The organism is Rhizobium sp. 1399, assembly GCF_031455475.1.
Lineage (GTDB): Bacteria > Pseudomonadota > Alphaproteobacteria > Rhizobiales > Rhizobiaceae > Rhizobium.
On the sequence record NZ_JAVDSU010000001.1, the window covers coordinates 40164 to 65577 of the forward strand.

Genomic DNA, 25414 nt, shown 5'->3' on the forward strand with positions numbered 1-25414 from the left:
ATAAATATGGCGAACGCAAGAGGAAATTTCATGCCGCGTCCGCGCACGCTTTCCGATGAACAGCTGCTTTCGATGGTTCTCGATGTGATCCAGTCCGAGGGGCCGGATGCGGCAACCTTTGCGGCGGTCGCGAAGGCAAGCGGCCTTTCCGGCTCCACGCTGGTGCAGCGTTTCGCCACCAAAGCCGGTATGCTGCGCGCCGCCCTGCTCCACGCCTGGGACCGGCTGGACGCGGAAACGGCGCGGCTCGCCGATACGCTGCCGAAGACCGCGGATGGGGCGATCGCGCTGCTGACCGGTCTTTCCAAGGACTATGGCGATAATCCCGCTTCCTATGCGGAAGGCCTGCTTCTGCTGCGCGAGGATTTCCGCGATCCAGTGCTGCGCGCCCGTGGCGGGGCCTGGGGTGCTGCCCTGACCGCAGCGATTGCCGCGCGTTTCGAGGGACAGGGGCAAGCGCAGACCATTGCCCGGCTGATGCTCTCGCAATGGCAGGGGTCGCTGCTCTGGTGGGGCTTCTCGTCCGAGGGAGCTGTAGCCGACTACGTCCAGCGGGAACTACGGCTCTTTCTCGCCGCCCTCGAGCCCAAATTAAACTAGGGTCTCCTGCGAGTTCTTATCGTTTGTGGAGGGACAAAGGGCCACGCTATCGACCGTGTGTCGGCCATATTGCCGGATGCACAGAGAGGAACCGCTAGTGAATATGAGACACTGCCTCATCGCCCTCGCCTTGTCGGCGAGCCCGCTCCATGCAGCAGACATGACGGACAAAGCGTTCCAGGAGATGGTCGATCGCGTTTTTCAGCCGGTAATTAGGGAATACGACATCCCGGGACTGGCCGTCGGCGTGACGATCAACGGCTCAGAATTCTATTACACCTATGGTGAAGCCTCGCGCGAGACGAAAGCGCCCGTCACCAGCGACACGATCTTCGAGCTCGGCTCCGTCAGCAAAATTTTTAATGTCACGCTTGCCGCACTTGCCGAACAGCGCGGCCTGTTGTCGATGGAGCAGCCGGTTTCGACCTACCTGCCGGAGCTCAAGGGCAGCGCCTTCGACAAGATCACCCTCGTCAATCTCGCCACCCATACGTCGGGCGGCCTGCCGCTGCAGGTGCCAGACAGCGTGACTGACGATGCCGAGCTAATGACCTATCTCAAGAACTGGAAACCGGCCTACAAGGCGGGCACCATGCGCTCCTATTCCAATGTCAGCATCGGCCTTCTCGGGCAGATCTCCGGTGAGCGTTTTGGCGGCACTTACAGGCAGGCGGCCGAAGGCGAGCTGTTTCCCGCCCTCGGTCTCAAGAGCACCTTCATCGCGGTTCCGCCTGATGCCATGGATCGCTACGCCTTCGGTTATTCCAAGGCCAACAAGCCGGTCCGCGTCGGACCCGGCGTCCTCGACGACGAGGCCTACGGTATCAAGACCACGACCCGCGACATGGTGCATCTGTTGGAGCTCAATTTGAATTCGGATGCTCTAGCACCCGAATTCAAGGCCGCGATCGAGAAGACGCATACGGGCTATTTCGATACGGCCTATTACACGCAGGACATGGTCTGGGAGCAATATGCCTGGCCCGTGGCGCTCAAGAAGCTCCTCGACGGCAACTCGGCCAAGATGAGCCTGGAAAGCCAGCCGGTAAAACAGCGGGCGAAGCCGCTTGCGCCGCAAAGCGTGGTGCTGATGAACAAGACCGGGTCGACGAACGGCTTCGGCGCCTATGTCGTGCTGGTGCCGAAGGTGCATATCGGCCTGACGGTGCTGGCGAACCGGAACTATCCGAACACGGTCCGCGCCGAAGCGGGGCTGAAGCTCGTCCAGGCGCTGGAAGCTTACACGGCGAAATAGCCCAAATGGCCGGTCGGGCAAAAATCCCGGCCGGCATTGTCAACGGTCACGACACCCTATCCATTCGTGTCAGAGGACAGGACTTCTTCTTCCGTGATATAGGGTCCAACGCCCAATCAGGATGTACTGCATGTCATGGCAGATGCTGGAAGATCCGCTGTATCAGTTTATTGTTCTCGTTCTGGCCAGTGCCGCGGCGCGGTTCATTTTCGGACGGGAACCTGCCTTCCGGCTGATCGCCAACTTCATCTTCTTCGCGCTGCTGACCTTGCTGCTCGTGAAGCACGAGATTGCCCCCTATACGTCCGATATGGGCAAGGCCGACGATCTCTTCCGGCGCATCTTCGTCGGGGTCGCCAAGGCCGTCTGGTGGATAGGCGGCGCAATGGTGCTGGCGAGCTCGGTGCGGCTCTTCCTGATTTTCGAGCGCAAACCACGCGAGGGGCGCCTGCTGCAGGATCTCGTCGTCGCCATCATCTATCTCGGCGCCGGGCTTTCGGTCGTGGCTTACGTCTTCGGCGCGCCGATCGGCACGCTGATTGCTACATCGGGTGTCTTCGCCATCGTGCTCGGTCTTGCGCTGCAGAGCACACTGAATGACGTATTCTCGGGCATCGCGCTCAATCTCGGCCGGCACTATAGCGTCGGCGACTGGATCGTCCTCGACGATGGCGTGCAGGGCCGCGTGGTGGAGACGAACTGGCGTTCAACCCATCTTCTGAACGGCACCAACGACCTCGTCATCGTTCCCAACAGCGCGCTCGCCAAGGCGCGGCTGACGAACCTGACGAGCCCTGAAGAAGCCCATGGCGTCTCGCTGAAGATCCGGGTTGTTCCCTCGATCCCACCGGCGACCATCGAAGAGACGATGCGCACGGTACTTATGAGCAGCAACGCCATCCTGAAATCCCCTACCCCTGTTGTCAGCGTCACGGGGCTCGACAGCAATGCCATCGAGTTTGAGCTCTCTTTCCGTGTCTCCGGACTGGGCGAAGCGACGGCTGCCCGGAACGAAGTCTACGATCTCGTCTATCGTCACACCAAGGCGTCAGGCCTGCAGCTTGCGCCACCCGCCGGGTCGACGCTTCCCCCGGTTGCCGATCCGCTGGAAGCGGCCGGAAAGCACCCGAATTCGGCCTGGCGGCTGCTGAACGCCATCCCGCTCTTCTCAACACTGACGGAAGACGAAAAGGAGTCGCTCGCGGCCGACATGAAACGGCTGAATTTCCGCAAGGATGCGCTGATCGCGACGCAGGACACCTCGCTGACCTCCCTGATGATCGTGCGGCGCGGCGTTGCCGTCGTGGAGCGGATCGAGGGCAACGAGATCATCGAGCTCGCCAGAATTGCACCCGGCGATCTATTCGGGGAACGCGGCGTGCTGATGGGTGCGCTCGAGCCGGCCAATATCCGCGCGCTCACATCCGTCATCGTCTATGAAATCGCCAAGGACCATCTCGCCGCGATCATGCAGGAACGGCCGGCGCTTGCCGAAGAGCTGGGACTGCTGCTGTCGCGCCGGATCGAATCCGAGAAGCATCACTTCAGCGCCGGCGTATCGGCTGAAGGCAGCCATCCGACGACGCTGACGACGCGCATCCGGCATCTGTTCCAGATCCCCCATGGCACCTGGCCGTAGCGGTCAGCCGGCCTTTTCTTCGGCTTCCCGGTTTTTTTCGGCGTCCTCTCCGACCGTCAGCGGCCAGTCGACGACATAATCCTCGAAATCATCGACATCGACGTCGTTTTCGCTGATGGTGCGGCCGCGGGCCGAGATGCCGGCAGCGTGGACGGTTTCCGGATCCCCTGATACCAGCGGGTGCCACCAGTAGAGATCACGACCCTCATTGACGAGGCGATAGCCGCAGGTCGGCGGCAGCCATGCGATCTCGGAGACGTTCTCCTTGGTGAGTTGAACGCAGTCAGGTACGAAATCCCAACGGTTCGGATAGCTGGAACATTGACAGCTCTCGCTGTCGAGCAGCTTGCAGCGGACCGAGGTGAAATAAACGTCGCCGCTATCCCATTCCTCGATCTTGTTGAGGCAACAGAGGCCGCAACCGTCGCAGAGGCTTTCCCACTCCTCGGCATTCATTTCGGCAAGCGTCTTGCGCTTCCAGAAGGGCAGATCGTTCATCGTTCGTTTCTTGCAACAGCCGCCCGCAAATTCACGTGACGACCGTTCAACTCTCTTGTTCTTGTGCGCAAAATCAACCAATCATTCAACATGCTCCGGCTATCCGGAGAGTTGCGGCCCCTTTCAGGCCCCGCTCCTGCGTCCGGATTTCACGGCCGCCGAGCGTGCTCAGGCGGGAATATAGGACGTGCAGGATCCGGACAACCCAGATAATGGGCCAGACGAGCCCGAAAACGGGCAAGGCAAGAAGCCTCAGAAGCAGCAGTCGAAAAACCGACACCTGTTGCTGCGTATCGATTCATGGATCGACTCGACCGTCTGGAACGCCGGCTTCCGCGCAGCCGAAATCTGGGAAGACACGACCATCTTCTTCCGCCGCTTCCGCGTTCGCGGCTGGAAACGTGCGGTGTTCGAACTCGCCGGCGAAGGGCTGACGCTCGGCGCCGTCGGCATAGTGCTGATGCTGGCGCTCGCCCAGCCGGCCTTCGAATCCACCAAGGAAGACTGGCGCAACCGCGGCGATTTCGCCGTGACCTTCCTCGACCGCTACGGCAATGTCATCGGCCATCGCGGCGTGATCCATCAGAATTCCGTGCCGATCGACGAATTGCCGGATTCGCTGATCAAATCCGTCATCGCGACCGAAGACCGCCGCTTCTTCGACCATTTCGGCATCGACGTCGTCGGCCTCTTCCGCGCCATGGTCACCAATGCCCAGGCCGGCGAAGTCGTGCAGGGCGGTTCGACGCTGACGCAGCAGCTCGCCAAGAACCTGTTCCTCTCCAACGAGCGCTCGATCGACCGCAAGATTACCGAGGCCTTCCTGGCGTTCTGGCTGGAAGCCAACCTTTCCAAGAAAGAGATCCTCGCCACCTATCTCGACCGCGCCTATATGGGCGGCGGCACATTTGGTGCGGCGGCTGCGGCGCAATTCTATTTCGGCAAGAACATCACCGACGTAAATCTGGCCGAATCCGCCATGCTCGCCGGCCTCTTCAAGGCACCGGCCAAATATGCCCCGCATGTGAACCTGCCGGCGGCGCGCGGCCGCGCCAACGAGGTGCTGACCAACCTCGTCCAGAGCGGGCTGATGACCGAGGGACAGGTGATCGCCGCGCGACGTAATCCCGCAACCGTCGTCGACCGCAACGAGGTGGAATCGCCGGACTTCTTCCTCGATTGGGCCTTCGACGAGGTGCAGCGCCTGTCGCCGCGCTTCCATCAGCGCTCGCTGATCGTGCGCACCACGATCGACATGGGCATCCAGCAGGCGGCGGACGATTCCGTCGAGACGTCGCTGCGCGAATATGGCGAGGCCTATCACGCCAAACAGGGCGCGATGGTGATGATCGAAAACGGCGGTGCCGTGCGCGCCATGGTCGGCGGACGCGACTATGGCGAGAGCCAGTTCAATCGCGCCACCAAGGCGCTGCGCCAGCCGGGCTCCTCCTTCAAGGTCTATACTTATTCGGTGGCCATGGAGAGCGGGATGACGCCGAAGACGACGATCATCGACGCGCCCATCTCCTGGGGCAACTGGAGCCCGCACAATTACGCAAACCGTTATGCCGGGCGTATCACGCTGGAAACCGCGGTCGCTCAGTCGATCAATACGATTCCGGTGCGCCTTGCCAAGGAGAAGCTCGGCATTCAGCCGATCCGCGCCATGGCCAAGGCCATGGGCGTCGAAACGCCGATCCGCGACGACGTGACGATCCCAATCGGCACGTCCGAGGTGACGGTGCTCGATCAGGCAACGGCCTATGCGGTGTTCCCGACCGGCGGCTACCAGTCCCGCCGCCATGGCATCACGCAGATCCTCGATTACGATGGCGACGTTCTCTACGATTTCGATCGTGACGAACCGCCCGCCCAACGGGTGCTTTCCGAACAGGCGGACAGCTACATGAACCAGATGCTGTCGCGGGTGCCCTATGTAGGTACGGCGCGAAAGGCGGCGCTCGACAACGGCGTCGTCACCGCCGGCAAGACGGGCACGACGCAGGCCTATCGCGATGCCTGGTTCGTGGGCTTCACCGGCAACTACACCTGCGCCGTCTGGTTCGGAAACGACGACTATACGTCGACCAACAACATGACCGGCGGCTCGCTGCCAGCCATGACCTTCAAGCGCGCCATGGACTATGCCCATCAGGGTGTCGCGCTGCGCGCCATCCCCGGTATCGAAAACCCGCTGCCATCCGAAAAGGATGTCGCCAAGGCCCAGGCCAGCAAGCCGAAGGACGGCGTGCCGACCCTCATTCGCCCGCGCATGCTCTCGGTGCAATCGACAAACATTCTCAAGGGCATAGGCGAGAAGCTGAAGGATGCTGCACCGCTCGAAGTGCAGAAGGTCGCGAGCGCGGAGTGATGCTTCGGCTGTTTTAGTCAAACCGACATATCCGGTTTGCCAAGACTTGGGGAACACATCGCCTCACGGCATTCCACCCTGCCAGAATCAGTGGTACCCCTTTCAACTGATTTGATCTTCAAGGGCGCAAGGTGTTTCGGTTTCCCCTTTTCATCCTGATCACGCTGATCGTCGCCTTTGGCGGCGGCATCATGATTTCGCTTTATGCGCTGGATGCAACGCAGGGATTCGGGGCGATCAAGCTCGGCGCTTGGGAGGCCTTTCCGGAACTCCAGACCGTCGACGCGGACCCCTACGCAAAGTCGCATCGTGCGCGCGCAGGCAAGCTGCTCTATGGCAGTGCCGAGGGCCTGACCTTTACAGCAAGCGTCGACGATAGCGGCGAGCGGCTGAATGCTGCCTGCCATTACCGCATCATCGGCCAGACGCCGCCGGCGCGGCTGTGGACGCTGTTTACCGCCGACAATGCCGGCAACCCCGCCTCGCTGCAGCCGAGCCTGCCGGCAGCGCTGAATTCATGGACGGTGCTGCGCCAGCCCGACAGCAGCTTCACCATCGACATTGCGACACACGCTAAGCCCGGCAACTGGCTGGCGCTACCACAGGCCGGCACGTTCCGGCTGGTACTGACGCTGTTCGACACGCCGACGGCCGGTAGCTCCGGCGTGATCGATCTTTCGATGCCGAAGCTGACCAAGATCGGATGCGGCAATGCTTAGGGTGTTCTTCGCTCTCCTCACCGGGCTTTTCGGCGCAGCACTTCTGCACCTCGTCATCATTCTCGCGCTGCCGCACTTCACCGGCCGCGATGCGGCGACGCGCGTGGAGGCGGAGGGCGATTTGAACAATTTCTATCTGCTTACCGGCCGCTATGACGAGGCAGGGCTTGCCAACGGCGATCCCTTCGTACGCACCGCCGTCTGCTCCTTCGATGTGGGCGAGGCGCCGGTGCATTTCACCGCCAATGGCAATGTGCCCTTCTGGTCGATTGCGATCTATGACAGCGCCTCTAACGAGGTCTTCAGCATGAACGATCGCACCTCCGTCGGCGGCGCGCTCGACGTTGTTGCGGCAAGCCCGATCCAATTGACGGACCTCCGCAAGAACCTGCCGCAGGAACTGCAGCAGACGATCATGGTAGAGACGGCACATCCTGAGGGATATGCAGTGCTGCGCACGCTGGCGCCGCAGGCAAGCTTCGACGAAGCCGCGCGAGCCTTCCTGACGGAAGCGGGTTGCGATGAACTCGACGCCCGCTAGGGTTGTTTTCGTGAGTTACTTGTTGTTGACGCGCGGCGCAGAATGCGCCGGATTTTTCTTCGGGGTTTCGACGATCCGTTCGTAACGGACGCCGGTGAACCAGAGGATTTTTGCTTCGCGGGGCTCTTTACCCGTGGTGCGGCGCGGCTCCTCTCGCAGCCGGTCCGCCAATGCGACTACAATTGCCATTCTCGTCTCCATGCACTGCCCGAGACGGATGAACTTGCGATGGATTTCACCCTGCCCGCCATGCTGCGGGCCAGCGCGTCCTCAAGCGCCGGATGAACCGGACCGAGGGCATTCGCGCCTTTCTCACGGCACCTGACCGAAATACCGTGATGTTGCGGAGCTTCCACGATCCATATTCCCAAATCGCGTCGTTCCTGTCCGAATTGAGACACACGACCGTTAACAGATTACTAATATTCAGCCACTGCTTTGGGCAGTCTGCTCGGCACTGAGATAACGCGCAGAATGGTTGTTTGGTTTCAGTCGTGGAAAAGAAAAGATCGGCCGGAAGCCGCCGGATAAAATTAGAAACAATTCATATAGTTAACAGCTCTTTCTCGTTGAAGCGGCAGCTGCGCTGCGGGTGTTGCAAATATGCGTCATAAAAATATTAATTGTTGCAAGGGTGGATGGGTGTATTCTCACCCAATCGGCCAAAAGTTTAAGGCGTTGGCCGCTTGGGAGATTATACGTGCTCTTGCTGCCATAAGGAGAGCAACCCATGCCCCTTTTATATAGCGCCCCATTCACATCAGAAGATCTGGATATATTGCGTAGCGCGCTGGATGCGTGGTGCGCGGAAAAGCAGATCGACATCAGAAGTGTCGAAGCGCAGTTTGCTACTTCGACCGCGCTCGACCTTTTTTACCAGTCGGGCCATAACGACCACGACAAACTGCTGTCGGCACTCAGAGGCCGCAAGAGCCTCTAGATTATTTGCCGGCTATTTATCCGCATCTTTAAAAACTGGAAATCGCCCCGCTTCCGGGGCGTTTGATTTTATTTTGCCGGCTCATTAATCCGCGACACGCGAAACGTGTATATTTCTGTTGCATTTTAATAGAATCTTCAGCATCCATTAACCGTGCCGGTGTAGGATTTGTTCATAACCGTATGCCTGACATGCGTCCCGCCAGCGCTTGTCGGCCCACGGTCTCCCGCTTGTTCTGCGTTTTCGGGGTGTTCTTGTGCGTGACCGGTTTCGAGACCTAGAGGGCCCCATGGCCATCAGGAAGAAGGACGTGGTGTTAATGGCGACTGTCAGCAGTTTCGAGAACCTGTCACATCCGACACGCTCCGAACTGCGCCAGTTTGCCGAACTCTTCATGCCGCTTTTCCAGGCCTCCTCCGAAGAGGCAAGGCGCCAGGCCGTGGCCGCCCTTTCCCAATGCGAGAATATGCCGGCAGCCGTAGCCCTCTTCATCGGCAACCAGCCGATCGAAGTCGCCGCTCCTTTCCTCACTGCCTCCAAGGCAATCAGCGACGATACGTTGATCACCATCGCCCGCACCCATGGTGCTGCGCATGTGAAGGCGATCGTCAGCCGGGATTCCCTGTCGCCCAAGGTCATCGATGCGTTGGTGGCGCTACGCCAGGCCGAGCCGCGCCCATCCTCCGCCGCACCGGCGGAGCAACCGGCTATGCCGCTTTCGCCGATGCCTGCTGCACCAGAAGTGGACCAGCAGGAAGCAGAACGCATTGCCAATGAACAGGCGCTGCGCGAGCGCATCCGAAGCCTTGCCGGCCATCTCGGCCGCAACGATGAGGATCGGCTCGGCCTTCGCTCGCTGTCCGACATTCAGGAGGCGCTGCTGGTGCGCTTTGCCCGCTCGCGGGAAGCCACGCATTTCGCCACCGCACTTGCCGATGCGCTGTCTGCCAGCCGCTGGCTTGCCGAGCGCATCATGCTCGACCTCTCCGGCCAGCAACTCGCCACGACGCTGACGAGCCTCGGCATGGGCTTTCTCGATTCCGTCTTCGTGCTGGAAAAGCTCTATCCGCATCTTGCTGAAGTGCAGCACAATGTCAGCCGCGCCTTCCTTGTTCTCGATGCGCTGGACCCGGAAGAGTGCCATGCCCGTGTCGAAGCATGGCGCCGCGCCGACAACTACACCTACAATCCGCAAAGCCCGGCGGCAGCCCAGCCGGCACCCGCAGCACAGCCACAGGCCGCGCCGGCCTATCGCTTCATCCGGCAGGCGCCGGTGCGCGACCTCAAAAGCGTCAACCGGGCGCGCTAACCGTCAAACAATCGCGTCGGTCCCGCTGCGGCCCGACACCATTTATGCGCTTGAAAGCATTGCTGACGGCGCTTTCCGACGGATAGCCCGGCCAGTCGAAGACGGCCAATGCGCTTTTCGCGCTTGAGCTCGACCGACGCAGAGGCTGCCGAGCTGTTCTGGTCGCTCAGCGAAAAGCTGCTCGGCATCTCCTTCACGTAACTATCTTGCAGGCAATTCCAGCCGGCGCGTGATACCGACCATCTCCAGGAACACCTCGTCATGGCTAACGATCAGCAGTGCACCGTCATAGGCTCTGAGGCCCGCTTCGACGGCGGCGATGGAATCGATGTCGAGGTGATTGGTCGGTTCATCGAGGATCAGCAGCGCCGGCGGTGTCGCGCCGCCGAGGACGCAGGCAAGGCCGGCGCGCAGAAGCTGGCCGCCCGACAAAGTGGAAACGATCTGCAGCGCCGCGTCCGCCCGGAACATGAATCGGGCGAGCGCTGCGCGGCAGGCATTCTCATCCGATTGCGGATTCAGCCGTCGGAAATTGTCGCGGATCGACGTCACCGGGTCGAGCAGGCTGACGCGCTGGTCGAGCATCGAGACCGAGGTCAGCTGATGAACCGTTCCTTCCCACGGCTGCAGATCGCCTGAAATCAGCGCGAGCAACGTCGTCTTGCCCGAGCCGTTGGGGCCGGTAACGGCAACACGTTCGGGGCCGGTGATATCGAAGGAAAGTTTGCGGATGATGGGTTCGTCCGTCTCGTAGCCGGCCGTGACGGTGTCGATCTTCAGTACCGATCTGCTTCGCGGCAGGCCGGTCGAGGGCAGCTTGACGGAGAGCGGCTGCAGGATCTCGATGCGCTTGCGCGCCTCCTCGGCGTCCTCGAGCGCCTGCGTGTGACGCCGTCCTGCGAGGCGGGCATTCTCGCCGCTGGTATTCTCCGCCTGCCGCTTCAGCCCGCCCGCAACGATACGCGGCATGTCACCCTTGGCCGCTTTCTTCTTGCCGGCGCTGTCCTTGCGAGCCTTGCGCTCAGCCGTTTCCTGCGCGCTGCGGGCGACCTCCGCCACACGTTTCTTGGCGTCCGTCAGATCGTGCTCGGCGGCGGCAAGTTCCAGCGCCTTGCGGGCGCGGTAATCGCTCCAGTTTCCGCCATAGCGGGTGGCGCCCAAAGTCGTCAGCTCGACAACGGCGTCCATCGTCTCCAGCAGTTCCCGGTCATGGCTGACGACCAGAGCACCGTGGCGCCAGCCGCTGAGAAGCGAGATCACGGCATCGCGCCCATCCCGGTCCAGATTGTTGGTCGGCTCGTCGAGGATGAGGAAATCCGGATCTTCGAAGATCAGGGCGGCGAATGCTGCACGGGTGCGCTGGCCGCCGGAGAGCGCTGCCAGCAGCGTCAGCGGCCCGGCGGCGAGGCCGGCGCGCTCCAGTGCGGCTTCCATGCGGGCTTCGAGTGTCCAGTCGGCAAGGGCAAGCTCATCGGCGCTCGCTTCGCCACTTTCGGCGCGGTGGAGAATGGCAAGCGCCTGCGCCGCACCGAAGAGATCGGCAACCGTTTCATCCGGCCCGACCTGCACGCTCTGGCGCAGTATGCCTATCGTGCCGGATACGGCGACAGAGCCGGTCTGCGGCTGCAGTTCGTCGGCAACCAACTTCAGAAGCGTGGTCTTGCCAACGCCGTTGCGACCGACGAGGCCGGTGCGCTCAGCATTGAAGCTCAGATCGATATTGGAAAAAAGCGGCCGGCCGTCAGGCGTGGACCACGAAAGATTGGAAAGTGTAATGGATGCAGGCATGGAAATCCCCGATGGCAAGGCGAATTGGCATTGCGATCAGGTTGGAATCCATTTTGCACCGTCCTGTTGGTATTGCGGATGGCGGTAAACTAGGCGGGAATTGGCGTAAATTCAAGGCAGGCCGTCAGCCGGCCATCGGGATGAGTTCTGAGACCTTGTCTGTCTCCAACTCGACAATCCAGAGATCGGGGTCGAACTTGCGCTCGCGGTCCAGCATCTCCCGCACCTTGTCCGGCTCGGCGCGCTCCAGCCTGACTTCGAACAGGCGGTCGCCGCTGCTCTCCTCATCGAAGAAGCTCTGCGGGGCTGGCGCATAGAGGGTTTCGAGGCCGTCACGGAAGCGCTGGCGGATGAAGATGGCACCGGCCTGCTCAGCGCCCTTCTTTTCCACGGCAGCAAAATCGCCCGCGGAGAAAACCCTGCGGACGAGAGCGGAAACGTAGATATCGGCGCGCAATCTCATGGGCGCGGTATAGACCGTGCGGCAGGTGGCGGCAACGCTATACCTTGACCGCCAGCCGCAGGCCGCCCCAATGCCGGCCGCGGACGGTGATCGGGGCGGAAATATCTTTCATCATGACAAAATTGCCGCCGCCCATGTCCCGCCGATAGGTCTGGACGAGGAAGGGCGCAGTGCTCCTGCCGGCGGCAAGGCCAACGCGATCGTTGAAGATGCGGCGATTGCGGCAGTTGGCGGTATTCCAGACGACATCGCCCGGCCGCTGCGGCTCAGAGAATTTGCGGTTATGGGTCGGCAGGTAACCATTTTCATCGATGGCGGCGCAGAAGGCGATGCGTTGGTCAGAGCCGGCCACCGGCTCCTGGATCGACGGCAGCAGGCGGTCGGTGAGATCAGTGAAGGGTGCCATCATCTGTACCGGATCGGTGCCTGATATCGGCTGGTACTGGCGTTTGAACAGGCTCTCCATGCCGATTGCGCCTTCGGCAACGGCACGCTCCAGAGCATGCGATATCTGGCCAGCGACGGATTGCGCCTGTTCGATCCAGTGGCGGTCGGCGGTTTCCACGCCGGCGCTCGCGGTCAGCTGGATCAGCGTTTCCGACAGACCGACGACGCTGTCGACGCGTTTTGCCGCCTGCTGCAGTCGGCCGTTGGAATCCAGCACCTCGGCGGACATTTCGCCGAGCTTGGCGACGAAGCCGGCGCAATCGCGGTCCACGGCCTCGGTCGTATTGGCCATGACGGCGGATGAATCGAGGATGCGGGTAATGACATGCTCCATGCTTTCGAAGGCGCCGCGCATTGCCTCAGACTTTTCGCTGACGCCAGCAGCACTCTTGCGCGCGCCGCCGCCGACAGTCGAGAGACGATCGATCTTGACGCGAAGCTGCTCCAGCGTTTCCTGAATGGAGCCCGTCGCCTTGGAAGTCTGCAGCGACAAAGCGCGGATCTCAGAGGCGACGACGGCAAAGCCCTTGCCCGCCTCGCCGGCGCGGGCGGCCTCGATCGCTGCATTGAGCGCTAGAAGATTGGTCTGGCGGGCGATGGTGCTGATTTCGGCCGCCACCTTGTCGACGTCGGTCAGTGAGCGGGAGAAGCCGGAGATTTCCGTGCTGATCTCTTCCGATGACTGAACCATATGGCGGATTTCCTCGACCGAACCGGACAGACGGTCGGCCGATTCCTTCAGCATGTGGCGCGCTTGTGTGGCGGTACTATCCGTCTCACGCAGCGAAACGGCGACTGAGCGGTTGGTCTCGGCGATCGAAAGGGCTGTGCGGGTGACGTCGTCGAAGGCAGCGGCATGGCGGGCGGACATCGCCGCCATGTCCTGGATAGCGCCGGCTATATCGACGAGGTCGACACCAAGCGTGGAGGCCTCCTCGGCAAGGCGCGAGAGGATGTGGCGCAGCGCGTCGCGATCCGGTCCACCCGGTTCGTGAGCCGGACTTGCGGCATTCTCCTCCACTGCCTTCAACGCCTGCATGATCGAGCTCCCCCAAGCTACATTAGAGAAGCTTCAAACAACATGGTTAACAATTGGCTAAGAATATCGAGGGTTAGACTTAGGTCTTAGGGCCTCTGCTCTTCCGTGATTCTGGGTCTGTCTCCAGCATCTGCTGGCAGCAGATGCCAGGCACAAGGCCGAGGATGACGTCAAGTGTGGGCTCCGTCTTCAGCTCTGCGTCAGTCCCGTCAGTCTTTCGCTCATCTGCCACAAACGCTCAGCAAGCTCCGGATCGGTCGCCCAGGGGCGCACGCCGAGCAACTCCTCGGAGTTGGCTGGAACAGCCTTGGCGATATCGCAGTTCTCGCAATAGACGCCGCCCAAACCTTCCAGCTCATCGCTGACGGCGCACCAGATGGTGGTTGCGGCGCCCTGGGCGATGGTCTTCTTGTTGTTTTCGGGATCGATGACCGGATTGCCATCGGCATCCACATAACCGCTCGCCAGAAGATATTCGCGCGACTGATGGCGGATGAGATCGGTCGTGACGATGCCGCCCGGATGCAGCGAGAAGGCGCGCACGCCCTCTCTTGCGCCCAAAGCATCCAGCGAGATGGCAAAAAGCGCATTCGCCGTCTTCGACTGGCCGTAGGCGACATAGGGCTGGTATTCGCGGTTCTCGAACATCGGATCGTCGAAATCGATGCCGGCGCGGACATGGCCGCGAGAGGAGACGGCAACGACACGGGCCCCCTCCGCCTTCACCAGCGCCGGCCAGAGGCGGACGGCGAGCTGGAAGTGGCCGAGGTGATTGGTGGAGAACTGCGATTCATAACCGCGGCTGTCGCGCGTCAGCGGATTGGCCATGACGGCGGCGTTGTTGATGAGGAAATGCAGCGGTTCGCCATTCTCCAGGAAGCGGTCTGCAAAGTCGTCGATCGTGTCGGGATCCATCAGATCCATGTAGTCGAGCTTCAGACCGGGAACGACTTCTGCTGCGGCCCTCGCCTTCTCGATATTGCGGGCGGGAACGATGACCTTGGCGCCGGCGGCTGCCAGTACGCGGGCAGTTTCGAGGCCGAGGCCGGCATAACCGCCGGTGACGATCGCCACCTTGCCGGTGAGATCATGGCCGGCAATCACCTCTTCCGCCGTGGAAGCGGCGCCGAAGGCGGAGCCTATAGGAGCTTGGGGAGTGGACATAGGATGTCTCCTTTCTAGTTGGAGAACATCTATGTCCGACGCACGGGATTCTGAATGCTTGTAAATCCCGATTTCTTGCGCCATCGTACAAAGATGACCAGTGATCCCCTCTCCGAAATGCTCAGTCTGCTCGATGCCCGCTGCCTGATGGCCGGCGGGCTGATTGCCGGCGGCGCCTGGGCGCTTGCCTTTCCGCAGCCGAACCGCATCAAGATCAGCGCGGTGGCCAAAGGCCGCTGCTGGCTGGTGCTCGACAATGGCAGCGAGCCGATCCTTCTCGAAGCCGGCGACGTCGTCCTGCTTAACGGCAAGCATTCCTTCGTGTTGGCAACCGATCTTGCGATGACGCCGGCCGATGCTGTCACGACCTTCAAGGAGAAGAAGGTCAATGGCATGGCGCGGCACGGCATGGGCGAGGATTTCCTCTATATCGGCGGGCATATCGCGCTTGGACCAACCGGCACGGCATTGCTGCTCGACGTGCTGCCGCCGGTCATCCATGTGCGGGCGACCCTTGCTGAGGCCGGCGTGTTGCGCTGGCTTCTGGATCAGCTGGTGCGGGAAATGGCGGCGGGTAAACCGGGCGCACTGCTTGCCTCCACCCAGCTTTCGCAGCTCATCTTCGTACAGGTGCTGCGCGCCCATATCATGACATCGGAGCCGCTGACGGTTGGCTGGCTGCGCGCCTTCGGCGACGAGAAAATCGCGCCGGCGCTGCGACTGATGCATTCGGACCCGGCGCATGACTGGCAGCTTGGAGAGCTTGCGAAATCGGCCGGCATGTCGCGCACCAGCTTCGCGCTGCGCTTCAAGACGGTCGCGGGCGTCGCTCCGCTCACCTATCTGACCGCCTGGCGCATGCGCCTTGCAGAACGGGCGCTGCGCGAGGGCTCGATGCCTGTCTCCTCGCTGGCGCTCTCACTCGGCTATACTTCGGAAAGCGCCTTCAGCAATGCGTTCAAGCGCGTGACCGGCATTGCGCCGAAGCGCTACCGGACGTCGGCTGCCATCAATATCGGCCCGATCGAAGAAGTGGTGGATGTGGAAGGACGGGTGCCGACAGTGGACTACCGGCTCCTGCGGCTGGCGAACCAGCCATCGTCCCTTGCGCGCCAGGTTTGACGACTGGGTTGTCACCATCAGCAGCCAGTTTTGGTTCGTCTTTTCTTCCGGGAGCAAAACCGCTGCGCATGTTTGCCGGGATTGCTTTAAAGCGCGCCAATTTCCTTGAGCTTCTTCAGCACGGCTTCGCTCGGCTCGCCATTTTCCGGAAGATTATAGTGCTTCTGGAAGTGTCTGATGGCAGCGCGGGTCTGTTCGCCGGCAACGCCGTCGACGCCGACATTGGCGTAGGCCATGTTGGTGAGGCCCTTCTGGATCTTCAGCACCAGATCGACATTGGAAATGCCTGACAGCGGAACCTGTCTCGGCGCGGACGGCGCCGTCTTGACGGTCTTTTCGGCGCTGCGGATGGCAGCTGCAACCGGATCTTCCTCCGTTGCCTTCGACGTCACGTCCTCCCGCGGCTTTTCGACGGGAATGGTCGAGGGGCCGGCGGCATCGGTTCTGAGCGCTGCGAGCACTTCGGGCGTCGCGTCGCCGCTCTGCGCCATGCCGACCGTCTCCTCGAAGAAGAGGATGGCGGCACTGGTGCGCGGGCCGATGACGCCATCCGCATTGCCGTTATAGAGACCGCGGCGGATCAGCTCCTTCTGGATATCCATCACGAGCTGGTTCGGCTGCTGGCCGGCCACAGCAGGTGGCGGCGTGATCTGGCTCGTCGCGCTGGCATCGTCCGGCCGCTCGATGCGGAACGTGGTGACATCGCCTTGCGGCTCGGCCTGCGGACGAAAGCCGATAGCCGTCGGCGCGCCCGGGTCGCGCGTGCGGAAGATCGGATGCGGGTGCGAGCCCGGCTGATACCAGAGCGCATTGGCGGCGACGAAAGAGAAGATGACGACGAAAGCGATCGTGCCGCCGGCTATGGAAGGATTGCGGCCGATGACGCCGCCGAGCGCACCAGCCCCCTGGAGACCGAGGCCACCCAGCGCGGTCGCGCCCTGCAGGCCGACACCGCCGAGCGCCGCCACACCGGTCATCAAAAGGCCCGGCTGCTGCCCTTTCCTGCCTTTAGGCGATTTTCGCTTGCGCGCGGCCATCGAAGAGCCCCTCCTCCAGTTCTACGGCGACCACCGCACCCTTCAGTCGCGGCGGAAACTCGACGGGGCCCGTCTGGCCGGTATCCTCGCCGGTGCAGGCGCCGGAACCATCAGCGGCGATCTCGATGGTGATGATCGTGCCTTCGCCCGGCTGGCTGGCGATGGCGAAATGACCGCCATGCAGGGCGACCAGGCCCTTGACCAGCGAGAGACCAAGACCCGTGCCCTCGAATCGGCGGGTATAATCATTCTGGATCTGGACGAAAGGTTGGCCGAGTGTGGCGAGCCTGTCGGCCGGAATGCCGATGCCGGTATCGCTGACCGTCAGCTTGAGAATGCCGTCACGCATGGCCGCATCGACAGTGACCACGCCGCCAGCTTCGGTGAATTTCACGGCATTGCCGACGAGATTGATGAGGATCTGCTGCAGCGCGCGCTGGTCGGCCACGACCTCTCCGATACCGCGCTGGACACGGTTCGTCAGCGTGACACCCTTGCTCTTGGCCTGCAGGGCCAGCATTGATTCGCAGGAGCGGATCGATGCGCCGATATCGAAAGGCTCGAGCATCAGCTCGTAGCGGCCGGCCTCGATCTTGCTCATGTCCAGCATCGTGTTGACGACGGAGAGCAGATGCGCGCCGGATTCACGGATCAGGCCGGCATATTCACGCTGACGCTCGTTCTCGAACTTGCCGAAATATTCGCCGATCAGGATATCCGAAAAACCGAGGATGGCGTTCAGCGGCGTGCGCAGCTCATGGCTGACGGCGGCAAGGAAGCGGGATTTGGCGTCATTGGCCGATTCCGCATCGGTCGCGCGCGCCTGCGCCTCGGCGCGAAGCCGCTGTTCTACCGAGACATCATGCAACTGGGCAACGACGGCCGAAAGCATGCCGTCGATATCGCGCCGCGCGGTCATATCCATACGCAGGTAAGCGAACTGCCTGCTATCGCGCGAGACCGAGGGACGCTCCAGCCTGAGATCGACGATCGCTTTTTCCTCGCCCTGGCGTAGTGCATCCAGCGCCTGCAGGAAAAGAATGCGGTCGGAAACATGCACCTGCTCGAAGAAGCCTCGGCCCTTCAGGTCGCGCATCCAGGCGAGATAGTCGCGCTTGTCGCGGCCGCCCGTCATCGTCACGCTGCCATGCGGATCGAGGAAGAGCACGAGGCCTGGGCTCATCTCAAGGAAGAGATCGTCGGCAGTGGCTGCCGCCACGTGCTGGGGGATAGCCTGCCGAGCCAGCGCGATGCTGCCGACGGCGGAAAAGAGAAAGGCGGCGCAGACGGTGGCGACACCGGCCGGCAGTGCAACAGCGGGGCTGGTGACGATGGAGAGGCCGACCGGAGCGGCAATAAGAGCGGCAGAAGACAGGAAGACGAGGCGGCGCAGAATCGCGAGCTCACTCTGGCGCACAGCTTCGCCACCGCTCGTCCGGGAGAGCCAGCCTGCCGCTGCCCGGTCCACGAGGGCTGTCGCCCGGCCGCCGATGTCACTCAATACACGCACGCAATACCTGCCCGAAAAGGCCTTTCATTACCCCGGACAATAGGCCCCCTCGGCTTAAGGAAAGGATAAGGCAAAGTCGCCTTCCACAGCCCAAAAACGCTAAAAGTCCCGTTTTGGGCCATCCGCATGGCTCTTTGAATTTTGTGGTTAATAGCAGGTAAGCGACGGATTTTCCTCATATTTCAGCATTGCGTTAACTCTTATGGCAGAGCGGCGGGCCAAAAGCCCAACGATTGCAGGCGGCGGCTGCCACCATGCTTAACGACATCTGGTAGAATTTGACTGAAATGCCCCGAAAATACCGATCATTAAAATTCGAGACAAATTTGCCGCAAATGCCAGTGAGTTTCGAAAAGCGGCATTCGCAACTTGGCGGTAGGGTGCAAACACACCGGACAACCGGCCCGATTCGGCGACAAGACCGGACGGGAAAACAGGATGGGCAAGACAATGTGGTTTCTGATCAAAGGATCATTCTGGTTTGGCCTTGTGCTCGTCGCTCTCTCCGTTTTCAGCTCGGAGAGCTTCGACAATGCCGGCCACCCGCAATTGCAGCTTTCCGACGCCTTCACGGCGGCAAGCGGCGCTTATGACTATATGACCGGCATGTGCTCCGAAAAGCCCGAGGTCTGCACCAAGGGCGGGGAAACCCTGACGGCTCTCGGCTACCGGGCCCGCGAAGGCGCCCGTGTCGCTTATGAACTGCTCGACAGCCAGTTTAGGGATGACAGCTCCAAAATGGCTTCTGCAAAGACGGCTGCGCCGCCGGCGCCTGTGGCACTCGCCGTTCCTTCCCTGCCGGAGGCCGTCACCAACACCGTGCGCGAGGCACAGGCCGCGCTGAACCAGCCGATGCCGCACCTGCCGCAGCCCTACCGCCCGCCGGTCGATGACGGTGCCTCGGCCGAACAGGTCGTGACTGGTACTATCTCGGCTAGCACCATTCCGGCAGGCTCGATCCCGCTGCCGACGCCGAAACCGGCGATCTGACGAATTTCGCGAGCATCCGCCCGCCCCCAAGCTTGCATCGGTGGTCCGCATGACGCGGAGATGCCCCATGCCTGACGTGCCTGCCCTGTTTATTTCAGCACTTTGCTGCGCCGTGAGGATGCCCATCCCTCACGGCGTTTCTTTTTAACTGTTCAAATCTGCGGTCGTTTCACCTATATCATCCGGTAACAGTGAAAGGCCTGACAGCATGGCGACCCTCGACCAGATCATCGACGACTTCTCCTTCCTGGATGATTGGGAAGACCGCTACCGATACGTCATCGAACTCGGAAAGGCGCTGCCTGATTTGGCCGACGCAAAGAAGACTTCCGAGAACAAGGTGATGGGCTGCGCCAGCCAGGTGTGGCTGGTGACGCATACGTCAGGCAATCCCGACAATCCGGTCATGACATTCGAAGGCGATTCCGATGCGCATATCGTGCGCGGCCTCGTCGCTATCGTGCTCGCCACCTATTCCGGCAAGACGGCGTCCGAAATCACTTCGCTGGATGCCTTCGAGATCTTCTCCAAGATCGGGCTCACAGAAAACCTCTCCTCGCAGCGCTCCAATGGGCTGCGCTCGATGGTGAACCGCATTCGCGAGGAAGCGCGTGTACGCGCTGCGGCCTGAGGGCGCGTGATCGGTATAATACAGAGCTGCGATCACATACGGCTGAGCGCCCGGAGGAAATCCGCCGGGCGCCCGAGTATAATATCCCCTGATGGGATTATTTGCCGTCAGCCATCTTTTCGCGCAGGCGCTCTTCCTGCTCGACAAGCTCCGGCGTGAAGGCTTCGCCGAAATCGGCAGCTTCGAAGACCTGGCGGATCTCGATTTCGCTCGGGCCAGGCATCGGATTGGGGCAGCGCTTGATCCATTCCAGCGCTTCATCCATGTCCTTGACCTGCCACAGCCAGTAACCGGCGATCAGTTCCTTGGTTTCGGCGAAGGGGCCGTCGATGACCAGACGCTTCGGGCCATCGAAGGCAACGCGCTTTCCCTTGGAAGACGGATGCAGGCCTTCGCCCGCCAGCATGATGCCGGCATTGACCAGATCCTCGTTATACTTGCCCATGGCCGCCAGAAGCTCAGTCGAGGGCATGACGCCCGCTTCACTGTCTGCTGTCGCCTTGACGATGACCATTACACGCATTGTCTCTTCTCCTCTTATTTGCGGCGGCATGAGTGCCTGCCTGTCATCAATCTCTTTGCTTCACGCAATTCCGAACGCATAACCGCTGGGCACTTTTGCTGGAATTGCCCTAAAGCGTGTCGCGATCTTTCAGATTCACTTGCCACGCTTCAGGCTTTTGTTTTCGCATGTCGTTATCGCAAAACCGCTGCGCACTTTTGCGCGACATGCTTTAGAGACGGATGAGCAATCGCGGGGCCGACATTTTTTGCCGCGCTTTTTTTGAAGATAAATGACGAGGGCCGAACATCCCCGGAAGGGACGATCGGCAAATACAAAAAAGCCGGGCAGCAGGCCCGGCTCTTTATCGTCTAGCGGTATGATACTCAGCCGCGTCCGCGTTTGCGGCGCTGACCCAGGCCCATTTCCTTTGCGAGGCGCGAACGCGCTTCGGCATAGGCCGGGGCTACCATCGGGTAATCGGCAGGCAGGTCCCACTTCTCGCGATATTCTTCCGGCGCGAGATTGTGATGCGTCATCAGGTGGCGCTTCAAGGACTTGAAGTTGCCGCCGCATTCCAGGCACGTAATCTGCTCGTCCTGTACGGACTTGCGGACAGAGACTGCGGGCTTCTGCTTTTCGACGACCGCTGCCACCGGCTGCGGTACGGATGTGTTGCTCAATGCCGAGTGTACATCGGAAATCAGATTGGCCAGGTCGCTGACCGGGACAACGTGGTTGCTGACATAGGCCGCGACGATATCGGCCGTCAGTTCCACAAGCAGCTCCGGCGCATTGCCGGTCGCCATATCCGTCATATTCTTTCTCCTGTTAGCATGCTCAAACGGTCCTTCTCCCAAAAAGACAAAGAACCCTCGTCGCAGAGCCAAACAGCAAAAGAGCAGGTCACAGCCTTTGTTTCGAAAAACCGGAATCCACCCCTAGATTCCGAAGACCGTATTCTGCACCAATACTGCCTGAAGGTGAGCTACTACGTATTCTTCCAGGCCGTCACCCAGTTAGACATTGGCAATCAAGGCTAAGGGACTTGGAAGCAGTACGTTTCTAATTCACAATCAGAACTCTACTTGGATTTTCAAATAGCATCGTTTTCGCAAAAGGCCAATTATTAATTGTGATTTTCCTAGAAAAAAAATCCATCACAAAGAATTGGTCAGCAGTTCAGCAAGCTTTACTCGTGCTTTCGGTGCATAAGTTTGCGTAAAATTGCTTAAAATTCTGAGTAGCCCCGCCTTCAGCGCATTCGCATATCGTCACGTACTGAGATATCGGCCGGAAAATGCCCTGATATATGCGAAGCTCTCGCAAGAAGGTGTGCAGAAACCGGTGCCGTCAGAATGAAGAAGAGGAAACCGGCCAGCGCTCTTGCAAGCACAGCAAGTTCGCCCGAGTAAAGCCCGGCGGCAAGCAACAACAAGCCGGAACCGACCGTGCCGGCCTTGGAAGCGGCATGCATGCGCGTATAGAGATCCGGCAGGCGCACGATACCGATCGCGGCCACCAGCGCGAAGAAGGCACCGGCCAGCAGCAGGACGGCGGTGATTATAGCGAGCGCATAGTCCATCATCATTCGCTCCTCTTTCGCGTCTCAGGCCCCGCGTTTCCGCGCGAGAGCACGAAACGGGCGAAGGCGACGGTTGCCAGAAAGCCGACGAGGCCGAGCGCAATAGCGATATCGATGTAAAGCGAGAAGCCGGTGCGCACCGCGACGACGGCGATGAAGCCGATGGCGATGCCTGTCAGCATGTCGAGCGCCAGGATGCGATCCGGCAGGCTGGGGCCGGCAATGACCCGCCAGACCGTTATGAAGAGCGCCACGCAGAGGATGCCAAGCGCTGCGAATGCGGCAGTGGAAACGATGGCGGCGGGCGTTATCATCCGAAGGCCTCCATGATACGGCGCTCGAATCCGTCAGCAATATCGCGTCTGACGGCCAGCGGATTGGCACAGTCCAGCGCGTGCACATAGAGCGTACGCCGATCCGCTGACACATCGACCGAGAGTGTGCCGGGCGTGAGCGTGATGAGATTGGCAAGCAGAGTGATCTGGAAATCGCTCGTCACCGTCAACGGGAATGCGAGAATGCCGGGAGTAAGCTGCATACGCGGCGAAAGCACCGTCAGCGCCACCCGCCAGGCGGAAAGCGCCAATTCCTTCAGGAAAAGGCCGGCGAGCAGGAGGACATGCAAAGGGCGGATACGGCGCGGCGGCGAACGGTCGGCAAAGGCTTCGCGCACGACGGCGAGCGACAGCAGCGACAGGACGAGGCCGAAAACGAAATTATGCGGCGAGGCGCTGCCGGTCACGGCGACCCAGGCAATGGCGAGCGGCAGGCTCAGGAACAGCACGATCATCGTATAGTCCCTTCCGGAAAGACGGAAAAGATATAGGCGGAGGGATCGGCAAGCCCGTCGGCGGCCGACCGGGCGAGCTGCAGCAACTGCTCCGGCAGGACGCCGAAGCCGATGACGAGGATCGTCAATGCGGCAAGCGGCAGGCCGGTTGTCCAGCCGGTTCGCACCGGCGGGAGCGTCAGGAGGGTGGGACGCCAATAAGCAAACAGGAAGACGCGGCCACAGGCGATCGTCAGCAGGAAGCCGCCGAGCAGGATCGCGCCCGCCAGCCACCAGGCACCGACATCGAGCGAGGCCTTGACCAGCAGCACCTTCGGCCAGAAGCCGGAAAAGGGCGGCAGGCCGCAGGCGGCCAGGAGCAGCATGAGCGAAATCGCGGCAAACCAGCCGCTCTGGCGATAAAGGCCCCCGAGCGCGGCCAGCGAAAAGGAGCCGCCCCGCCTGCCCGCTTCGCCGGCCAGAAGATAGAGCGCCGTCATCAGCACCACTGAATGCAGCGCATAGAAGACCGCGCCGCCGAGGCCATCGGCGGTGCCGAGTGCGGCACCGACCAACATGTTGCCGATGCCTGATATCACCACATAGCCGAGCAGACGACGCAGGTCGGTCTCGGCGAGCGCACCCAATGCGCCGACGAGAACGGTCAGGGCTCCGACGATCGCGATCAGCAGGCTGAGCTCATCGCGCTCGGCCGGCAGCAGCATGACCAGGACACGCAGCAGCGCATAGATGCCGACCTTGGTCAGCAGGCCGGCAAAGAGCGCGGAAACGGCGATGCGCGGCGTGTGGTAGGAGGCCGGCAGCCAGAAATTCACCGGGAAGGCCGCGGCCTTCATGGCGAAGGCGAGCAGAAAGAGGCAGGCGAGCGTCATCAGTGGCGCTGTGTCGCTCAAGCCCGCTGCCCGCTCGGCAATATCGGCCATGTTGAGCGTGCCGAAGCTCGCGTAGAGGATGCCGACAGCGATGAGGAACAGCGTCGTGGCGATGAGGTTCAGCACCGCATATTTCAGCGCGCCATCGATCTGCGCCCGTTCGGAGCCGAGGATCAGCAGGCCGAAGGAGGAGATGAGCAGCACCTCGAACCAGACATAGAGGTTGAAGATATCGCCGGTCAGGAAGGCGCCGGTGACACCAGCCATCAGCAGCATCAGCAGCGGGAAGAAACCGTAGCGCCGGCCGCTTTCGGTGGTATCCGAGAGCGCATAGATGCCGGCGGCAAGGGCAGCGACCGCTGCGGCGAGCGCCATCAGCGCGCTGAAGATATCGACCGTGAAAGCGATACCGAAGGGCGGCAGCCAGCGCCCCATGACCATGGTGAGCGGACCGTGTTCGACGACCTGCCGCAGGAGAGCGGCGTCGAGAAGCAGGAGGACGGCAAGGCCGGTGACGGCGATCCATGCCTGCAGGCGGGGAAGGTCCCGCAGCATCAGGAGCAGCGCGCCGAGGCTGATGCAGAGCACGACCGGCAGGATCGCCAGCCAGTGGGCCGGCGGGACCGGGGTGGTGACCATGGCGGCAGAGAGATCGGTGATGGGGGCGGCCATCAGGGGGTGCCTCCCTTGATAGCCGACGGGCAGAGGGGGGTGAGCATCCGCACAACCATGCTCAATACCCCACAGGCGGCAGCGGCCGGTCTTCGGGTTCGGCATCGTGCATGCGGGTCGTATCGTCTGTGCCGAGCTCCTGATAGGCGCGGTAGGTCAGCACCAGCAGGAAAGCGAGGAAGGAGAATGAGATGACGATGGCCGTCAGGATCAGCGCCTGCGGCAGCGGATTGGCCGCACCTGATGGCAGCATGTCGGCCCCGGCGGGTATGATCGGCGGCACGACGCGGGTCAGCCGTCCTGCCGTGAAGATCAGCAGGTTCACGGCGTTACCGAGAATGGCGATGCCGAGCATGATACGGATCGAGAAGCGCGACAGGATCAGATAGATGGCGGCCGAAAAGAACAGGCCGACGACGATGGCAAAGAGCGCCTCCATCAGTCCACCTCCCTTTCTTCCAGCGCCAGCGCGATCGAGGCGACGGCGCCGAGCACCACGAAATAGACGCCGAGATCGAAGAGCACGACGCTGGAGAGCGGCACCTCCACGCCTGCCACGACGGGATAGACCCAGAGGCCGGTCATGAAGGGCACGGCAAAAAGGACAGAGATCAGGCCGGCGAGGCAGGAGAGCAGCAGACCGAAGCCGGCAATCGCCAGCGGGTGGAAGCGGATCGCCCGGCGTACTGCCTCAACGCCGAAGGCAATGCCGTAGATCGCCAGAGCCGAAGCGGCAATCAGCCCGCCGATGAAGCCGCCACCCGGCTCATTGTGGCCGCGCAGCAGGATGAAGACGGAAAAGAGCAGCATCAGCGCGGTGATAAAGGGAGCGATCGTGCGGAAGATGATTGTGTTCATGCGGCGCCTCCGCTTCTCTGCGTGGCCGGGCGGCCAGACACGAGAAGGCGGATGCCGACGCCGACAGGTTTT

At 61.5% G+C, this 25414-nt stretch carries 27 protein-coding genes; 11 read left to right on the top strand and 16 right to left on the bottom strand.

The features are described from left to right. Window positions 1-30 precede the first annotated feature (30 nt). From J2X71_RS00245 to J2X71_RS00255, 3 genes are all read left to right on the top strand, one after another. Entirely contained in the window at window positions 31-600 is a 570-nt protein-coding gene (locus tag J2X71_RS00245; protein WP_310377888.1) for a TetR family transcriptional regulator, read from the top strand. 103 nt (window positions 601-703) lie between these two features. Further along, complete coding sequence (gene ampC / locus J2X71_RS00250; protein ID WP_310380011.1) at window positions 704-1855, top strand: class C beta-lactamase; 1152 nt, start codon at window positions 704-706, stop codon at window positions 1853-1855. Between the two features lie 130 nt (window positions 1856-1985). Next, window positions 1986-3494 (top strand): mechanosensitive ion channel family protein, encoded by a 1509-nt coding sequence (locus J2X71_RS00255; RefSeq protein WP_310377890.1) that lies wholly within the window; start codon window positions 1986-1988, stop codon window positions 3492-3494. A 3-nt stretch (window positions 3495-3497) separates the two neighbouring features. On the opposite strand, the gene J2X71_RS00260 is transcribed toward J2X71_RS00255, so the two are convergent. Further along, window positions 3498-3992, bottom strand: coding sequence for a YcgN family cysteine cluster protein (locus J2X71_RS00260; protein WP_310377891.1), 495 nt, complete (start codon window positions 3990-3992; stop codon window positions 3498-3500). Window positions 3993-4179: 187 nt separating this feature from the next. On the opposite strand from J2X71_RS00260, the gene J2X71_RS00265 reads away from it, so the two are divergent. The 3 genes from J2X71_RS00265 to J2X71_RS00275 all read left to right on the top strand — a co-directional run bounded on the left by J2X71_RS00265 (window position 4180) and on the right by J2X71_RS00275 (window position 7623). Next, the gene (locus J2X71_RS00265) at window positions 4180-6363 is read left to right on the top strand and encodes a PBP1A family penicillin-binding protein (RefSeq protein WP_310377893.1); all 2184 of its coding nucleotides are present in this window, start codon (window positions 4180-4182) and stop codon (window positions 6361-6363) included. Window positions 6364-6494: 131 nt separating this feature from the next. Further along, on the top strand, window positions 6495-7082 hold the full coding sequence (locus tag J2X71_RS00270) for a DUF1214 domain-containing protein (RefSeq protein WP_310377895.1): 588 nt from the start codon (window positions 6495-6497) through the stop codon (window positions 7080-7082). After that, the gene (locus tag J2X71_RS00275) at window positions 7075-7623 is read left to right on the top strand and encodes a DUF1254 domain-containing protein (RefSeq protein ID WP_310377898.1); all 549 of its coding nucleotides are present in this window, start codon (window positions 7075-7077) and stop codon (window positions 7621-7623) included. The genes J2X71_RS00270 and J2X71_RS00275 overlap by 8 nt, the downstream gene beginning before the upstream one ends. 15 nt (window positions 7624-7638) lie before the next feature. Here the strand turns inward: J2X71_RS00275 and J2X71_RS00280 are convergent, their stop codons facing one another. Then, window positions 7639-7812 carry a hypothetical protein gene (locus J2X71_RS00280; protein ID WP_310377900.1) on the bottom strand — a complete coding sequence of 58 codons (174 nt, stop codon included), beginning with the start codon at window positions 7810-7812 and terminating at the stop codon, window positions 7639-7641. A 541-nt stretch (window positions 7813-8353) separates the two neighbouring features. Between J2X71_RS00280 and J2X71_RS00285 the strand changes: the two genes are divergently transcribed. Together J2X71_RS00285 and J2X71_RS00290 are read left to right on the top strand one after the other, a co-directional pair. Next, complete coding sequence (locus J2X71_RS00285) at window positions 8354-8563, top strand: hypothetical protein (RefSeq protein WP_310377902.1); 210 nt, start codon at window positions 8354-8356, stop codon at window positions 8561-8563. Window positions 8564-8819: 256 nt separating this feature from the next. After that, on the top strand, window positions 8820-9872 hold the full coding sequence (locus J2X71_RS00290; protein ID WP_310377904.1) for a DUF2336 domain-containing protein: 1053 nt from the start codon (window positions 8820-8822) through the stop codon (window positions 9870-9872). Between the two features lie 201 nt (window positions 9873-10073). Here the strand turns inward: J2X71_RS00290 and J2X71_RS00295 are convergent, their stop codons facing one another. The 4 genes from J2X71_RS00295 to J2X71_RS00310 all read right to left on the bottom strand — a co-directional run bounded on the left by J2X71_RS00295 (window position 10074) and on the right by J2X71_RS00310 (window position 14773). Further along, window positions 10074-11660, bottom strand: a complete 1587-nt coding sequence (locus J2X71_RS00295) for an ABC-F family ATP-binding cassette domain-containing protein (protein WP_310377905.1) — start codon at window positions 11658-11660, stop codon at window positions 10074-10076. A gap of 124 nt (window positions 11661-11784) precedes the next feature. Then, on the bottom strand, window positions 11785-12123 hold the full coding sequence (locus tag J2X71_RS00300; protein ID WP_113322578.1) for a DUF1491 family protein: 339 nt from the start codon (window positions 12121-12123) through the stop codon (window positions 11785-11787). Window positions 12124-12160: 37 nt separating this feature from the next. Further along, window positions 12161-13609, bottom strand: a complete 1449-nt coding sequence (locus J2X71_RS00305; RefSeq protein ID WP_310377908.1) for a methyl-accepting chemotaxis protein — start codon at window positions 13607-13609, stop codon at window positions 12161-12163. A gap of 189 nt (window positions 13610-13798) precedes the next feature. Next, window positions 13799-14773, bottom strand: a complete 975-nt coding sequence (locus J2X71_RS00310; protein WP_310377910.1) for an oxidoreductase — start codon at window positions 14771-14773, stop codon at window positions 13799-13801. Between the two features lie 54 nt (window positions 14774-14827). Here J2X71_RS00310 and J2X71_RS00315 point away from each other — a divergent pair, with 54 nt between their 5' ends. Next, a complete protein-coding gene (locus tag J2X71_RS00315; RefSeq protein WP_310377912.1) occupies window positions 14828-15895 on the top strand; it encodes an AraC family transcriptional regulator in 1068 nt (355 codons plus the stop codon). Between the two features lie 86 nt (window positions 15896-15981). On the opposite strand, the gene J2X71_RS00320 is transcribed toward J2X71_RS00315, so the two are convergent. Beyond that, the gene (locus J2X71_RS00320) at window positions 15982-16932 is read right to left on the bottom strand and encodes a peptidoglycan-binding domain-containing protein (RefSeq protein WP_310377914.1); all 951 of its coding nucleotides are present in this window, start codon (window positions 16930-16932) and stop codon (window positions 15982-15984) included. Then, window positions 16904-18442: a HAMP domain-containing sensor histidine kinase gene (locus J2X71_RS00325; protein ID WP_310377916.1), complete on the bottom strand. Its 1539-nt coding sequence runs from the start codon at window positions 18440-18442 to the stop codon at window positions 16904-16906. Before J2X71_RS00325 ends, J2X71_RS00320 begins: the two co-directional genes overlap by 29 nt. A 450-nt stretch (window positions 18443-18892) precedes the next feature. Between J2X71_RS00325 and J2X71_RS00330 the strand changes: the two genes are divergently transcribed. Both J2X71_RS00330 and J2X71_RS00335 read left to right on the top strand, forming a co-directional pair. Beyond that, window positions 18893-19432 carry a DUF5330 domain-containing protein gene (locus J2X71_RS00330; protein WP_310380014.1) on the top strand — a complete coding sequence of 180 codons (540 nt, stop codon included), beginning with the start codon at window positions 18893-18895 and terminating at the stop codon, window positions 19430-19432. A 208-nt stretch (window positions 19433-19640) separates the two neighbouring features. After that, window positions 19641-20063, top strand: a complete 423-nt coding sequence (locus tag J2X71_RS00335) for a SufE family protein (protein WP_310377918.1) — start codon at window positions 19641-19643, stop codon at window positions 20061-20063. Between the two features lie 97 nt (window positions 20064-20160). Here the strand turns inward: J2X71_RS00335 and J2X71_RS00340 are convergent, their stop codons facing one another. The 8 genes from J2X71_RS00340 to J2X71_RS00375 form a co-directional block, all read right to left on the bottom strand. Beyond that, a complete protein-coding gene (locus tag J2X71_RS00340) occupies window positions 20161-20586 on the bottom strand; it encodes a YciI family protein (protein ID WP_113322572.1) in 426 nt (141 codons plus the stop codon). A 365-nt stretch (window positions 20587-20951) separates the two neighbouring features. Next, window positions 20952-21383, bottom strand: a complete 432-nt coding sequence (locus J2X71_RS00345; protein WP_007821525.1) for a MucR family transcriptional regulator — start codon at window positions 21381-21383, stop codon at window positions 20952-20954. 437 nt (window positions 21384-21820) lie between these two features. Beyond that, window positions 21821-22153, bottom strand: coding sequence for a monovalent cation/H(+) antiporter subunit G (gene mnhG / locus J2X71_RS00350; protein WP_007821521.1), 333 nt, complete (start codon window positions 22151-22153; stop codon window positions 21821-21823). Continuing rightward, window positions 22153-22464 (bottom strand): cation:proton antiporter, encoded by a 312-nt coding sequence (locus J2X71_RS00355; RefSeq protein WP_310377923.1) that lies wholly within the window; start codon window positions 22462-22464, stop codon window positions 22153-22155. Before J2X71_RS00355 ends, mnhG begins: the two co-directional genes overlap by 1 nt. Next, window positions 22461-22940, bottom strand: a complete 480-nt coding sequence (locus J2X71_RS00360; RefSeq protein WP_310377925.1) for a Na+/H+ antiporter subunit E — start codon at window positions 22938-22940, stop codon at window positions 22461-22463. The genes J2X71_RS00355 and J2X71_RS00360 overlap by 4 nt, the downstream gene beginning before the upstream one ends. Then, the gene (locus J2X71_RS00365; RefSeq protein ID WP_310377928.1) at window positions 22937-24484 is read right to left on the bottom strand and encodes a Na+/H+ antiporter subunit D; all 1548 of its coding nucleotides are present in this window, start codon (window positions 24482-24484) and stop codon (window positions 22937-22939) included. Before J2X71_RS00365 ends, J2X71_RS00360 begins: the two co-directional genes overlap by 4 nt. Window positions 24485-24545: 61 nt before the next feature. Further along, complete coding sequence (locus tag J2X71_RS00370; protein ID WP_310377930.1) at window positions 24546-24923, bottom strand: Na+/H+ antiporter subunit C; 378 nt, start codon at window positions 24921-24923, stop codon at window positions 24546-24548. Then, window positions 24923-25342 (bottom strand): Na+/H+ antiporter subunit B, encoded by a 420-nt coding sequence (locus J2X71_RS00375; protein ID WP_310377932.1) that lies wholly within the window; start codon window positions 25340-25342, stop codon window positions 24923-24925. The genes J2X71_RS00370 and J2X71_RS00375 overlap by 1 nt, the downstream gene beginning before the upstream one ends. Window positions 25343-25414 lie beyond the last annotated feature (72 nt).